A 13,236-nucleotide genomic window follows, 5' to 3' on the forward strand; every position below is an offset into this window, starting at 1 on the left:
AACCGGGTCCGCTGGAACTGCAGCCGCCCGAGCTGGAACAGCTCCCCGTGGAAGTGGAGCGAGTACCAGCCGGGCGCCACCAGCCCGCCCACCCCGTACCTCCGGCGGTGCAGCACGAGGCCCCGGCCCACGTCCGCGAGGGTGCGCCGGGAGATGTCCTCGGGGATGCCCCGCTCACGGTGGTACGCGCGCACGTACGGCAGGGCGGCGACGAGGACGTACACCGGGAAGTAGCGGCCCAGCGGACCGGACTCCAGGGGCAACGGCCGCAGTCTCAGCCCTTTGCCGATCTTCCCCATGTCCCGTACGAGACCTCGTACGCACCGTCCGAGGAGCACGGTCGCCTCCTCGTCATCCCTCAGCGTCCGGCGCAACGCGACCAGGTCGTTGACGTCCTCGTACGGCACGGCCAGGTCCTGAAGGACGTCCGGGAGCTCCTCGGCGTCCGGCAGCCACGCCCGGGGCGCCTCCGGCGCCTCCTCGTCGCCTTCCGCCAGCTCCTTGAGCCACTCGGTGAGCCTCTCGTCCGCCCGCACCACATCCCAGAGCACCTTCGGCCTCCCCCGTCACTCCACACCGTCTTCTGGAGAACGCACGAGCCGAAGAGTACGTTTCCGAGTAGGACCAACAAGACGAGAACAGCAAAAGAGGGCAGACAGGGGCAGGAGGGGCCAGAAGGGCGGAAAGGGCGGAAAGGGCGGCCGAGCGAGCGGGAGGCGGTGGTTCTGATGCGTACGGGCAGTGAACCGAGGACGGCGCGCAGTCCGCTGCGGATGCGGCTCTGGCTGAGCGTGTGGGGTGTGATCTGGGCGGTCCTGGGGACCGTGGCCTTCGCACTCGTCGGCCGCCCGGGCTGGGCGGCCGTCTGCGGTGCGGTGTTCCTGATCGCCACCGTCGACGCCATGGTGATCGTGCACCATATGCGTGAGGGCGCGCACTACCAGCCGGGCCGTGACGTCCCGCCGTACCAGCCGCCGGACCCGCGCCACCCGTAGAGGCTCGGCCCGTTCCGGGGCCGTGGCTGGGGCAGGCAGGTCTCCGCGCTGCGAGGATCCGCGTCGCGGGAGGCCGGGGGCCGTCAGGAGTCGAACCGCGCGGCTTCCAGGTACCGCGGGTTCGGATCGAGCGCCGCGGCCAGCCGGAAGTGGCGTTTGGCCTGGTCGGGGCGGGCCTGCCGCTGGTAGGTGCGGGCGAGCGCGTAGTGCGCGTACGCGTTGTCCGGCTCGCGCTCCAGGACGATCGTGAACTCCAGTTCGGCCGGCCGCAGTTGGGCGGCGGCGAAGAAGGCACGGGCGCGCAGCAGACGGGCCGCCGTGTTCTCGGGGTGTTCGGCGATGACCCGGTCGAGCAGCTTGACGGCGCCCTGCGGGTCGTTCGCCGTGAGGAGCCGCTCGGCCGCGCGGAAGTCGATGACGTGCGTCTCCGGGGTACGTCCGGTGGAACCGCTGGTCTCGGGCACGGCTGAGTCCTTCCCTTGCTGGGACGGTTCAACGCCCCCTGGGGGTGCGCTATTCCTGTGCGTGTTCGGACCGCTCCCGGGGCTGGTGTGCCCTGCGGTCCAGGTCGGCCCAGACGTCCCGGACGCGTCGCCGCAGGTCCTCCAGGGGTACGTCGTTGTCGATGACGATGTCGGCGATCTCCCGGCGCTGGTCGCGCGTGGCCTGGGCGGCCATCCGTGCGCGGGCGTCCTCCTCCGTCATGCCGCGCAGCCGGACGAGGCGGTCGAGCTGGGTCTCCGTGGGCGCGTCCACGACGATGACCAGGTCGTACAGCGGGGCGAGGCCGTTCTCGGTGAGGAGCGGGACGTCGTGGACGACGACCGCGTCCGGTGCGGCGGCGTGCTCCAGTTCCTGGGAGCGGGCGCCGACCAGGGGGTGCACGATCGCGTTGAGTGTGGCGAGCTTGTCCGGGTCGGCGAACACCAGGGAGCCCAGCTTGGGGCGGTCCAGGCTGCCGTCCGGCGCGAGCACGTCCTCACCGAAGGCATCCACGACCGCCGCGAGCCCGGGTGTGCCGGGGGCGACGACCTCGCGCGCGATCCGGTCCGCGTCGATCAGCACGGCCCCGTGCTCCACGAGCAGCCGGGACACCTCGCTCTTGCCGGCGCCGATACCGCCGGTCAGACCCACTTTCAGCATGCCCGGCAGCTTAGGGGGTGGGCGAAAGCCCCGCACAGAGCCGTGGGAGGCCCGGTCCGCGTGGGCCTCCCACGGCTGGGTGTCAGCCCTCGCCCTCCCGTTCCGCCAGGAACTTCTCGAACTCGAGGCCGATCTCGTCGGCGGAGGGGATCTCGACGGGCTCGGCGAGCATGTTGCCCCGCGTCTCGGCCCCCGCAGCGGCGTCGTACTGGTGCTCCAGGCCCTGGACGAGGGCGACCAGCTCGTCGTCGCCCTCGCGGATCTGCCGGTCGATCTCGGTCTGCGTGCGGTGGGCCTCCGTGCGCAGGGCGTGCGCGACGCTCGGCAGGACCAGGCCGGTGGCGGCGGTGACGGCCTCCAGGACGGTCAGGGCGGCGTCCGGGTACGGGGAGCGGGCGATGTAGTGCGGGACGTGCGCGGCGACGCCCAGCACGTCGTGGCCAGCCTCCACGAGGCGGTACTCCACTAGGGCCTCGGCGCTGCCGGGGACCTGGGCCTCCTCGAAGGGGCTGCGGTGTCCGGGGACCAGCTCGGCACGGTTGCCGTGCGGGGTGAGGCCGACGGGGCGGGTGTGGGGCACGCCCATGGGGATGCCGTGGAAGTTCACGGAGAGGCGGACGCCGAGCCGCTCCACGATCTGCTGGACGGCCTTCGCGAAGCGCTCCCACTCCACGTCGGGCTCGGGGCCGGACAGCAGCAGGAAGGGCGCCCCCGTGGCGTCCTGGACGAGGCGCACGTCCAGGCTCGGCTCCTCGTAGTCGGTCCAGCGGTCGCGCTTGAACGTCAGCAGCGGGCGCCGTGCCCGGTAGTCCACGAGCCGGTCGTGGTCGAAGCGGGCGACGACCTGGTGGGGCAGCGAGCCGAGGAGCCGGTCGACGATCTGGTCGCCGGTCTCGCCCGCGTCGATGTATCCGTCGAAGTGGTAGAGCATGACAAGTCCCGCCGACTCCTGGGCCAGCGCCATGTCGACGACTGCCAGGCCCTTCGGCTCCCATGCGTACAAACCCTGCGGATCAAGCACTGTGACCGCTCCTCCTCGTGTTCGTACGTCCCAACGCCGTACGGGGGCCCGGCATTCCCGGAGCCGGTTCGAGAAGTGCGGTTCACGCACACCACCGAAGTGCGGTTCGCACACACCGACGTGCGGTTCGCGCACACGTCGGGCCCGCACCCCCCGGAGGGGATGCGGGCCCGGCGTGTTATCGGCTATGCCTCAGCGGCGAGCGGTCAGCTCTGGCCGCCGGCCAGCTTCTCGCGCAGTGCGGCGAGCGCCTCGTCCGAAGCAAGCGCACCGGAGGTGTCCGCACCCTCGGAGGAGTACGAACCGCCACCCGCGGCCGGAGCCGCACCCGCGGCGTCGCCACCCTCGGCGGCGGCAGCGGCGTCGGCCTCGCGGCTCTTGATGACCTGCTGCTGGTGCTGCTCGAAGCGGGTCTGCGCCTCGGCGTACTGGCGCTCCCACTCCTCGCGCTGCTTCTCGTAGCCCTCGAGCCAGTCGTTGGTCTCGGGGTCGAAGCCCTCGGGGTAGATGTAGTTGCCCTGGTCGTCGTAGGACGCGGCCATGCCGTACAGGGTCGGGTCGAACTCGACCGAGGCCGGGTCGGCACCGAAGGACTCGTTGGCCTGCTTCAGCGAGAGGCTGATGCGACGGCGCTCGAGGTCGATGTCGATGACCTTGACGAAGATCTCGTCGTTGACCTGGACGACCTGCTCCGGGATCTCCACGTGGCGCTCGGCCAGCTCGGAGATGTGGACCAGACCCTCGATGCCCTCGTCCACGCGGACGAACGCACCGAACGGAACCAGCTTCGTGACCTTGCCGGGCACGACCTGGCCGATCTGGTGGGTGCGGGCGAACTGCTGCCACGGGTCTTCCTGGGTCGCCTTCAGCGACAGGGAGACGCGCTCGCGGTCCATGTCGACATCGAGGACCTCGACCGTGACCTCCTGGCCGACCTCGACGACCTCGGAGGGGTGGTCGATGTGCTTCCAGGACAGCTCGGAGACGTGGACCAGACCGTCGACGCCACCCAGGTCCACGAAGGCACCGAAGTTGACGATCGAGGAGACCACACCGGAACGGACCTGACCCTTCTGGAGGGTCGTGAGGAACGTCTGGCGGACCTCGGACTGGGTCTGCTCCAGCCAGGCACGGCGGGACAGGACCACGTTGTTGCGGTTCTTGTCCAGCTCGATGATCTTGGCCTCGAGCTCCTTGCCCACGTAGGGCTGGAGGTCGCGGACGCGGCGCATCTCGACGAGAGAGGCCGGGAGGAAGCCGCGGAGGCCGATGTCGAGGATGAGACCACCCTTGACGACCTCGATGACGGTACCGGTGACGATCCCGTCCTCTTCCTTGATCTTCTCGATGGTGCCCCAGGCACGCTCGTACTGGGCGCGCTTCTTCGAGAGGATCAGGCGGCCTTCCTTGTCCTCCTTCTGGAGGACAAGGGCCTCGATCTCGTCACCGACGGCGACGACCTCGTTGGGGTCGACGTCGTGCTTGATCGAAAGCTCGCGGCTCGGGATAACGCCTTCGGTCTTGTAACCGATGTCGAGCAGGACCTCGTCCCGGTCGACCTTCACGATGACGCCGTCGACGATGTCGCCGTCGTTGAAGTACTTGATCGTCTCGTCGATCGCGGCGAGGAAGGCTTCCTCGTTACCGATGTCGTTGACCGCTACCTGCGGGGTGGTGGCGGTGGTCTCGGTGCTGCTCGTCATGTGGGAAAGGGCTCCGGTACGGACATTGAAGTCGTAGGTACTGCTTACGCCGGGAGCCCGTTTCGCTCTGCAGAAGCCGGACAGCCAAGGAAGCGCCACACAAAACCGCTGGTGGCGCCTCGACAACCGAGGGGACATACAACAGATGCGAGCGCAGCCTGCTACGTCTGAGGTGCGCAGGCCCGCAGCGCAACTTGTAGCATACGGGGGCAGCCAGGCAGGGTCAATGCGCGAAGGCGCACCACCCGGGGCGGAACGCCGCATACCCGGCACAAATCGCGTCCCATGAGGCCACGCAGGCCTGGGACACACCTTCCGTGACGCGATTCTGAGGCCATCGCGCCACTCGGGTTACGGAAGAGTACGACGAGGGAGCCGATCATCCAAGAGCGCGATGTCCACGAAATCTCCACCGCCCCCGCGACCGCCGGCTCCCCCGATGCCGACGAGCCCGAGGCCACCCGGCGCGAGGCCGGGGTGGCGGAGAGTTCCCGGGCCAACCGGGGCTGGTGGGACCGGAACGCGGACGACTACCAGGTCGAGCACGGCACGTTCCTCGGCGACGACCGGTTCGTCTGGGGTCCGGAGGGGCTCGACGAGATCGAGGCGGAGCTGCTCGGGCCGCCGGAGGAGCTGAAGGGCAAGGACGTCCTGGAGATCGGCGCGGGGGCCGCGCAGTGCTCCCGCTGGCTCGCCGCGCAGGGGGCCCGGCCCGTCGCCCTGGACCTCTCGCACCGTCAGCTCCAGCACGCCCTGCGGATCGGCGGATCGTTCCCCCTGGTGTGTGCCGACGCGGGCGACCTGCCCTTCGCGGACGCCTCCTTCGACCTGGCGTGCTCGGCGTACGGGGCGCTGCCGTTCGTCGCGGACCCCGTGCGGGTGCTGCGGGAGGTCCGCCGCGTCCTGCGGCCCGGGGGCCGTTTCGTGTTCTCGGTGACCCATCCGATCCGCTGGGCGTTCCCGGACGAGCCCGGCCCGGAGGGCCTGTCGGTCTCCGCGTCGTACTTCGACCGCACGCCCTACGTCGAGCAGGACGAGGAGGGGCGGGCCGTGTACGTGGAGCACCACAGGACGGTCGGCGACCGCGTCCGGGACATCGTCGCGGCGGGCCTCCGTCTCGTCGACCTGGTCGAGCCGGAGTGGCCCGCCTGGAACAGCTCGGAATGGGGCGGCTGGTCGCCGCTGCGCGGGAACCTGATCCCGGGCACCGCGATCTTCGTGTGCGCGCGGGACTGAGGCATACGGTCGCCGGTCCGGCTCACGCACACGTGCCGACTCACCCGCACATACCGGATCACGCGCGCGTGGCGGGTCCGCCGCTGCGAGGTCGACGCACGCGCGCGTGGGGTGTCGCCGCGGACGTACGACACTGAAGGGCGTGATCCGTTACGACGCTCTGGACGCGCTGCCCGTGCGCGGTGCCCTGCCCGGTCTGAACGACGCCCTGGAGGGGCACGGCACCGCCGTTCTCGTCGCGCCGCCCGGCACCGGCAAGACGACGCTGGTGCCGCTGGCGCTGGCCGGGCTGCTGGACGGCGGGCCGGCGCGGCGGGTGGTCGTGGCCGAGCCGCGGCGGATCGCAGCGCGGGCGGCGGCGCGGCGGATGGCGTGGCTGCTGGGCGAGAAGCCCGGCGAGAGCGTCGGCCACACGGTGCGCGGCGAGCGGGTCGTGGGGCGCCACACGCGCGTGGAGGTCGTCACGACCGGTGTGCTGCTGCAGCGGTTGCAGCGGGACCAGGAACTCGCCGGGGTCGACGTGGTGGTGCTCGACGAGTGCCACGAGCGGCATCTGGACGCGGACACGGTGGCGGCGTTCCTGCTGGACGTGCGGGAGGCGCTGCGGCCCGAGCTGCGGCTGGTGGCGGCGTCGGCGACGACGGACGCGGAGGGCTGGGCGCGGCTGCTCGGCGGGGCGCCGGTCGTGGCGGCGCAGGGTGTGTCGTATCCCGTCGAGGTGGTGTGGGCGCCGCCGTCGCGTCCGGTGCGGCCGCCGCACGGGATGAGGGTCGATCCGGCGTTGCTGGCGCATGTGGCCTCGGTGGTGCGGCGGGCGCTCGTCGAGCGGTCGGGGGACGTGCTGTGCTTCCTGCCGGGCGTGGGCGAGATCGCGCGGGTGGCGGGACAGCTGGGCGATCTCGGCGGCGTCGACGTCCTCCAGGTGCACGGGCGGGCGTCGGCTGCCGTGCAGGACGCGGTGCTGGCCGGCGGGGAGCGGCGGCGGGTGGTGCTGGCGACGGCGGTGGCGGAGTCGTCGCTGACCGTTCCGGGGGTCCGGGTGGTCGTCGACTCCGGGCTGGCCCGGGAGCCGCGGGTCGACCATGCGCGCGGGCTCAGCGCCCTGACGACCGTACGGGCGTCGCAGGCGGCCGGGCGGCAGCGGGCGGGGCGCGCCGGGCGTGAGGCGCCGGGGGCGGTGTACCGGTGCTGGGCGGAGGCCGAGGACGGCCGACTGCCCCGGTTCCCGGCGCCGGAGATCAAGGTCGCCGACCTCACCGCGTTCGCCCTCCAGGCGGCCTGCTGGGGCGATCCGGAGGCTTCAGGTCTCGCGCTGCTGGACCCGCCGCCCGGCGGGGCGATGGCGGCGGCGCGGGGGGTGCTGACGGCGATCGGCGCGGTGGACGCCGCCGGGCGGGCCACCTCGCGCGGTGCGCGCATGGCGCGGCTGGGCCTGCATCCCCGGCTGGGGCGGGCCCTGCTGGACGCGGCACCCCTGGTGGGGGCGGACCGGGCCGCGGAGGTCGTGGCGCTGCTGAGCGAGGAGCCGCCACGGGAGTACGGCGACGATCTCCTGGCGGCGCTGCGGGCGGCCCGGCGCGGGGGTGACGCCTACGCCGGCCGGTGGCGTGCGGAGGTACGACGCCTGCGGACGGCCGCGGCACCGCCCTCGACGCGGGACGCGTCCGGCCCGTCCCGTCCGCCCGCCGATGCCCGCCTCGCGCAGTCCGCCGACGACCGTGACGGGCACGCCTCGGACGGCAGCCGCCCGGACCCCGCCGAGTCGGACGAGCGGCTGGTGGGGACCGTGGCGGCACTGGCCTTCCCCGAGCGGGTCGCGAAGGCGGTGCAGGGGGCTCATCTGATGGTCAACGGGACTCGGGCGCAGGTCGGGGAGGGGTCCGGGTTGCGGAACGCCCCGTGGCTCGCCGTGGCCGTGGCGGACCGGCCGGTGGGTGCCGGGCACGCGCGCGTGCGGCTCGGGGCCGTCGTCGACGAGGAGGTGGCCCGATCGGCGGCCGCCGCCCTGCACGGCGAGGGAGAGGAGGTCCGCTGGAGCGACGGGGATGTCGTGGCGCGGCGGGTGGAACGGCTGGGGGCCGTGGAGTTGGCGGTACGGCCGCTCCGGGACCCCGAGCTCGGACTCGTACGGGCGGCGTTGCTGGAGGGGTTGCGGACCGAGGGGCTGGGGCTGCTGCGGTGGTCGGAGGGCGCCGTGTCTCTGCGGCAGCGGCTCGCCTTCGTGCACGCGCGTCTCGGTGAGCCGTGGCCCGATGTCTCCGACAGTGCCCTGCACGCGCGCGTGGACGACTGGCTGGAGCCGGAGTTGAGCCGTGCCCGGCGACGGGCGGATCTCGGGCGGATCGATGCCGGGGAGGCGCTGGGGCGGCTGATGCCGTGGGCCACCGGGGACGCCGTGCGGCTGGACGAGCTCGCTCCCGAGCGGATCGTGGTGCCGAGCGGGTCGCGGATACGCGTCGACTACACGCGGCCCGAGCAGCCGGTGCTGGCGGTGAAGTTGCAGGAGATGTTCGGGCTCCAGGAGTCGCCCGTGCTCGCCGGGGTGCCGGTGGTCGTGCATCTGCTGTCGCCCGCCGGGCGGCCCGCCGCCGTCACCGCCGATCTCGCCTCGTTCTGGAAGGACGGGTACCGGGCCGTGCGGGCGGAGCTGCGCGGCCGGTATCCCAAGCATCCGTGGCCGGAGGACCCGGCGGCGGCCGAGCCGACCCGGTTCACCAACGCGCGGCTCAGGCGGTGACCGGCTCGGAGGTGACGGGTTCCTCGGCCCCGGAGCCTCCCGCCCTGCGGCCGCGTGCCTCGACGTAGAGGGCGAGGGCCAGGAGCAGGAGGCCGAGGCCCAGAAAGCCCCAGGGCAGGTAGGAGGTCATGAGGAGGACGACGACGCGCTGGGACGTGACGAGGTCGACGGTGTGTTCGATGTAGTCCTCGCGCATCTTCACGTGGCCGGCGAACGCGGTCACCTTTTCGCGGTCGCCGAGGAGGGTGCCGCCGCGGAGTTCCTCCTTGTGGATCTCCTCGCCGTACACGGGGGCCCCGGTGACCGGCTCCACCCAGAACTTGCGGACCGTGGTGTACCAGCGGGTCGTGCCGGTCTTCGCGACCGTCTCACGGGTGATGCCCTCGACGGGCATGATCCGGGGGAAGGCGACCTCGGTCCAGGGGATGGTCTGCTCGAAGTAGTAGACCTCCACGCCGCGGAAGTCCTGGGTGCCCTTGTAGTGGATGGGGGCGGTGATACGGGCCTGGGCGTCGAAGTACTCGTAGTCGCGGGGTTCGGTGAGGAACGGCCACTTGAACTCCAGGCCCTCGCGGCGGACGGGGTCGCCGTCGACCATCTCGCCCCTGGCGTGGACGGGTTCCTGGGTGTGGGCGTCGAAGATGTAGCGCTCGGGGATCTTGGAGACCATCTCGCCGTCGGGGCCCTGGACGTAGGACAGGCCGTCCCAGACGACCACGTCGCGGCCCGCCGTCCTCTCGATCCGCTCCGAGGCCTCCACATTGCCCTTGAGGGTCTGCACGATGGTGACCTGGGGGACCTTGCGTTCGGTCATCGTGCCGTAGTCGAGCAGGGTGGCGTCCTTCGCGACGAGGACCATGTCCTGGTACTGGTCGGCGGGGATCTTGGCCAGGCGCGGGAAGGCGTACCAGCGGGTCAGCGGGGACAGCGCGGCGAAGAACACGGCGAACGCGAGCAGGATCAGACCGGCCCTGCGGTGCATCTCGGCCTCCCTCCCGGGCGGTTGTGGATGTGCGGCCTCCGACGGCCGTTCGACCGCGGACGGCGCGGTCGGCGTCGGCCGTTCGGCTACGGGTGCGGGGGCACCGTCGTCAGCAGGGGTTTCGGGGATGTCTCCCCAGTCGGTGTGCCCAGCTCGGTGAGCGCGAGGACCAGCGCGAACGCCAGGGCGAGACCGGTCGCGGCGGCGATCAGGGCACGCATACGGAACCTCCCGACCGGTGAGCCCGCCGACAGCGGGAGCTGATACATCGTCAGGTCCGGCACCGTAGCAACGGCCGGGCGAGATGAGAACACGTTGCACACACAACGACGGCGCCCCTCCGGAAGAGGGGCGCCGTCGTGGCGTGTGCGCGGTGGTTACTGCGAGGCGCCGGCACTCGGCGAGGCGGACTCCGTGGGGGTCGCCTCCGCGGGGGCGGCCTCCACCTTCAGTTCGACGGTGAGGGTCGCGCCGCCCTCGGTCTCGATGCGGAGGAGGTAGGTGCCGGGGGCGTCGTCCGCGTACAGCTTCGGCAGGGTGAGCAGGCCGTCCTTGTCGGTCTGCAGGCCTGTCAGGGTGCGGAGCGGCTTGCCGTCGGCGGGGTTCTTGAAGTAGGGGCCCTTGTCGTTCTCGGTGGGGTCCAGGGGCGACTTGATGAGGGTCGCCGTGGCGGCGACCTTGCCTGCGACCGCGCCCTTGTAGGTGGCCTTCACCGCGACCTGTTCGGCGAACTCGCCGTTCGCCACGCAGGTCAGCTCGGTGGTCGTGGTGCGGGCGAGGGCGTCGGCCTGGCGGGCGGTGACGGTCGCCGTGTAGTCGAGGGCGGCCACGGTGCGGCCCACGACGGTGGCGCGGACGGTGACGGCGCCGGTCTTCTCGCCGGCCACGAGCCCGGGGGCGGTCGCCTTGCCGGTGCTGTCCGTGACGACCGTGGCGACCTTCTCGCCACCGGTGAAGGTGGTGTCCGTGTCACCGACGACGGTGAAGCGGACCCGGACCTTCGCGACGGCCTTGCCCGCCTTGGTCTCCGTGCGGGCGGCGATCCGGTCGGTGAACGTGGCGCCGGCGGTGGCGGTGAGCTTCGCCGGGCCCGCGGCCTCCAGGTGGTGCACCGTGTCGGTGTTGGTGGGCGGCTTGGTCGGCGGCTTGGTCGGCGGGGTGGGCGGGGTCGGCGGCGTGGGCGTGGAGCCGCCGCCGGGCTTGCCGCCACCGGGCTTGTCCTTGTTCGGCGGGGTCGGGCTGGGGCTGGGCTTCGTGCCGCCCGAGCCGCCCTTGTTCCCGGTGTTGCCGGTCCCGGTGGTTCCGCCCCCGTTGTCGCTCGGGGTGCGGGGCAGCGAGCCGGTGCCGTCGGGGATCTCGTGGGTGCCCTTGCGGTAGTACTCCAGCCACGACATGACGGTGTTGTAGTAGGCCGTCGAGTTGTTGTAGCTGAGGATCGCGCTGCGCAGGTTCCCGGAGTCGGCCAGGTCCCAGTTGAACCGGCACAGGTAGTGGCCCGCGGCCAGGGCGGCGTCGTAGACGTTGTTGGGGTCCTTGGCGCCGTCGCTGTTGCCGTCGCGGCCCGCCCACTCCCAGGTGGAGGGGATGAACTGCATGGGGCCGACCGCCCGGTCGTGCGTGGCGTCCCCGTCGTACGCGCCGTTGTCGGTGTCGCTGATGTTGGCGAAGCCGTTGCCGTTCAGCTGGGGGCCGAGGATCTTGCCTATCGTCGTGCCGCTCGCGTCGACACGGCCGCCGCGCGCCTGGCCGGACTCGACCTTGCCGATGGCGGCGAGCAGTTGCCAGGGCAGGTTGCAGCCGGGCTTGGAGTCGCGCAGGGACGCCTCGGCCTTCTTGTAGGCGTCGAGGACGGTCGCGGGGATGCCGCGCTCGCCGCCGCCGACCGTGGTCGAGCCGTCGCCCGTGCCGGGTGAGGGGTTGGGGCTGTCGAGGGGCGGGAGGTCCGTGTAGTAGCGCCCGTCGCCCGAGGCGGTGTCCTCGGAGTAGGTGGTCGCCTCCGGCGAGGGTGACCCGGCGGTCTGTCTCCCGGCGCTGTCGGTGGTCACTCCCGGAGCCTGGGACGCGGCCAGTGCCGCTACCGTGGCCGCGGCCAGGGCGGTGGTGGCCGCCCCCTTGCGGAGCCTCAATCCGAACTGCGCCGCCATTGAGTGAACCCTCCCCGGTGGTCGATCGCCTTGGCGTTCTTCCCTTTTGACACTGTCTTGGACAACCTCTCCGGATTTTCTCCGGATAAGCTTTCCCGCTCTGCTACACCGACTCCGGAGTTCCGGATTTGGTTGCCCTGTTCCGGCGTTTCCTTCTCCGGATTTCCGATGGCCCCCGCACGCATCGACACGGCGGCCCAGGCGACCCTACGACAACTTCCGTCGCCCGGACACCCGTTCGTGCCCGATTTCCGCCGGTTGCCCCTGTCGGTTCGCTGTCACGCGGGCGCACGCCGGGGTCGGTGGGCGTCGCGCATACTGACGCCGGTGATCGCCGGACCGGCCGACCGCGCGGCGGAGGTCCGCCGCGGACACCTCACGCACAACGTCATAAAATCCGCTCCAGGGGGACGAATTGCCTTTCACGCTGAGCCATGCGGCCGCCGTGCTGCCCGCGTTGCGCGGGGACGGGAGCGCGCGGGGGCGACTCGTGCCGTCGGTGCTCGTCGCCGGTTCGTTCGCGCCCGATCTGACCTATTACGCGGCGAGTGTGCTGCCCGGGGCGATGGAATTCGGCGACGTCACGCACTCCTTCGCCGGGGTCTTCACCGTCGACGTGCTGTTCACCTGGGCGTTGGTGGGTGTGTGGCTGGTGCTCCGGGAACCGCTCGTCGCGCTGCTGCCGAGGGGGCGGCGGGCGCGGGTGGCCTCGCTGGTGCGGTGCGGGGCGGGCGTGCGGCGGGTGCGTCCGTCGCTGGTGCTGTGGTGGTACGTCTCCGCGGTGCTCGGTGCGCTCACCCATGTCGTCTGGGACGCGTTCACACATCTCGACCGGTGGGGGATGCGGCTGCTGCCGGTGCTGGGCGAGGAGATCGCGGGCTCACCGCTGTACTGGTACCTCCAGTACGGCGGCTCGGCGGTCGCGGCGGTCGTGATCGCTGTGTTCCTGGTGCTGGCGCTGCGCCGGCAGCCGGTGGTCGAGCCCGTGGGTGTGCCGGTGCTCTCGTCGGCCGACCGGTGGGTGGCGGGCGCCGTGATCGGGGGGTGCGCGCTGATCGCGACGGTGCAGCGGGTGGCCCGCTGGTGGGCCTCCTGGGGTTCGGTCGCCAAGCCGTACGAGGTGATCCCGACGGTGTGCTTCGGGGCCGGCGCCGGTCTGATGCTGGGTGTGGTGCTGTACGGCGTGGGCGTCAGGATCTGGCGCCCGGCTTCCGCTGCGGTGATCGCAGCCGACGCGGAGGCGGACAGCTCGGTCCGCCGCTGAGCACCGGGCGG

12 protein-coding genes are annotated in these 13,236 nt (G+C 72.0%); 4 read left to right on the plus strand and 8 right to left on the minus strand.

What is annotated here, in order from left to right:
• On the minus strand, positions 1-551 hold a 551-nt coding region (locus AOK23_RS07360; protein WP_169800281.1), incomplete at its 3' end, for an acyltransferase domain-containing protein.
• A 177-nt stretch (positions 552-728) separates the two neighbouring features.
• On the opposite strand from AOK23_RS07360, the gene AOK23_RS07365 reads away from it, so the two are divergent.
• A complete protein-coding gene (locus AOK23_RS07365) occupies positions 729-995 on the plus strand; it encodes a DUF6343 family protein (RefSeq protein ID WP_055711946.1) in 267 nt (88 codons plus the stop codon).
• Positions 996-1,078: 83 nt separating this feature from the next.
• Here the strand turns inward: AOK23_RS07365 and AOK23_RS07370 are convergent, their stop codons facing one another.
• The 4 genes from AOK23_RS07370 to rpsA all read right to left on the minus strand — a co-directional run bounded on the left by AOK23_RS07370 (position 1,079) and on the right by rpsA (position 4,862).
• Positions 1,079-1,459 (minus strand): tetratricopeptide repeat protein, encoded by a 381-nt coding sequence (locus AOK23_RS07370; protein WP_055514151.1) that lies wholly within the window; start codon positions 1,457-1,459, stop codon positions 1,079-1,081.
• A 49-nt stretch (positions 1,460-1,508) separates the two neighbouring features.
• Entirely contained in the window at positions 1,509-2,138 is a 630-nt protein-coding gene (gene coaE / locus AOK23_RS07375) for a dephospho-CoA kinase (protein ID WP_055711939.1), read from the minus strand.
• 82 nt (positions 2,139-2,220) lie between these two features.
• Positions 2,221-3,159 carry a PAC2 family protein gene (locus AOK23_RS07380; RefSeq protein ID WP_055711940.1) on the minus strand — a complete coding sequence of 313 codons (939 nt, stop codon included), beginning with the start codon at positions 3,157-3,159 and terminating at the stop codon, positions 2,221-2,223.
• Positions 3,160-3,365: 206 nt separating this feature from the next.
• Positions 3,366-4,862 carry a 30S ribosomal protein S1 gene (gene rpsA / locus AOK23_RS07385; RefSeq protein ID WP_031166273.1) on the minus strand — a complete coding sequence of 499 codons (1,497 nt, stop codon included), beginning with the start codon at positions 4,860-4,862 and terminating at the stop codon, positions 3,366-3,368.
• A gap of 378 nt (positions 4,863-5,240) precedes the next feature.
• Between rpsA and AOK23_RS07390 the strand changes: the two genes are divergently transcribed.
• Both AOK23_RS07390 and hrpB read left to right on the plus strand, forming a co-directional pair.
• Positions 5,241-6,098 carry a class I SAM-dependent methyltransferase gene (locus AOK23_RS07390; RefSeq protein WP_206336140.1) on the plus strand — a complete coding sequence of 286 codons (858 nt, stop codon included), beginning with the start codon at positions 5,241-5,243 and terminating at the stop codon, positions 6,096-6,098.
• Between the two features lie 142 nt (positions 6,099-6,240).
• On the plus strand, positions 6,241-8,835 hold the full coding sequence (gene hrpB / locus AOK23_RS07395) for an ATP-dependent helicase HrpB (RefSeq protein ID WP_055711942.1): 2,595 nt from the start codon (positions 6,241-6,243) through the stop codon (positions 8,833-8,835).
• On the opposite strand, the gene pgfA is transcribed toward hrpB, so the two are convergent.
• From pgfA to AOK23_RS07405, 3 genes are all read right to left on the minus strand, one after another.
• Positions 8,825-9,817: a cell envelope lipid trafficking protein PgfA gene (gene pgfA / locus AOK23_RS07400; protein WP_055711943.1), complete on the minus strand. Its 993-nt coding sequence runs from the start codon at positions 9,815-9,817 to the stop codon at positions 8,825-8,827. The genes hrpB and pgfA overlap by 11 nt on opposite strands.
• An 86-nt stretch (positions 9,818-9,903) precedes the next feature.
• Positions 9,904-10,038 carry an SPW_0924 family protein gene (locus tag AOK23_RS46610; RefSeq protein WP_107099360.1) on the minus strand — a complete coding sequence of 45 codons (135 nt, stop codon included), beginning with the start codon at positions 10,036-10,038 and terminating at the stop codon, positions 9,904-9,906.
• Positions 10,039-10,194: 156 nt separating this feature from the next.
• The gene (locus tag AOK23_RS07405; RefSeq protein WP_055711944.1) at positions 10,195-11,961 is read right to left on the minus strand and encodes a lytic transglycosylase domain-containing protein; all 1,767 of its coding nucleotides are present in this window, start codon (positions 11,959-11,961) and stop codon (positions 10,195-10,197) included.
• Between the two features lie 415 nt (positions 11,962-12,376).
• Here AOK23_RS07405 and AOK23_RS07410 point away from each other — a divergent pair, with 415 nt between their 5' ends.
• Complete coding sequence (locus AOK23_RS07410; protein ID WP_055711945.1) at positions 12,377-13,225, plus strand: DUF4184 family protein; 849 nt, start codon at positions 12,377-12,379, stop codon at positions 13,223-13,225.
• Positions 13,226-13,236 lie beyond the last annotated feature (11 nt).

The organism is Streptomyces torulosus, assembly GCF_001419765.1.
Lineage (GTDB): Bacteria > Actinomycetota > Actinomycetes > Streptomycetales > Streptomycetaceae > Streptomyces > Streptomyces torulosus.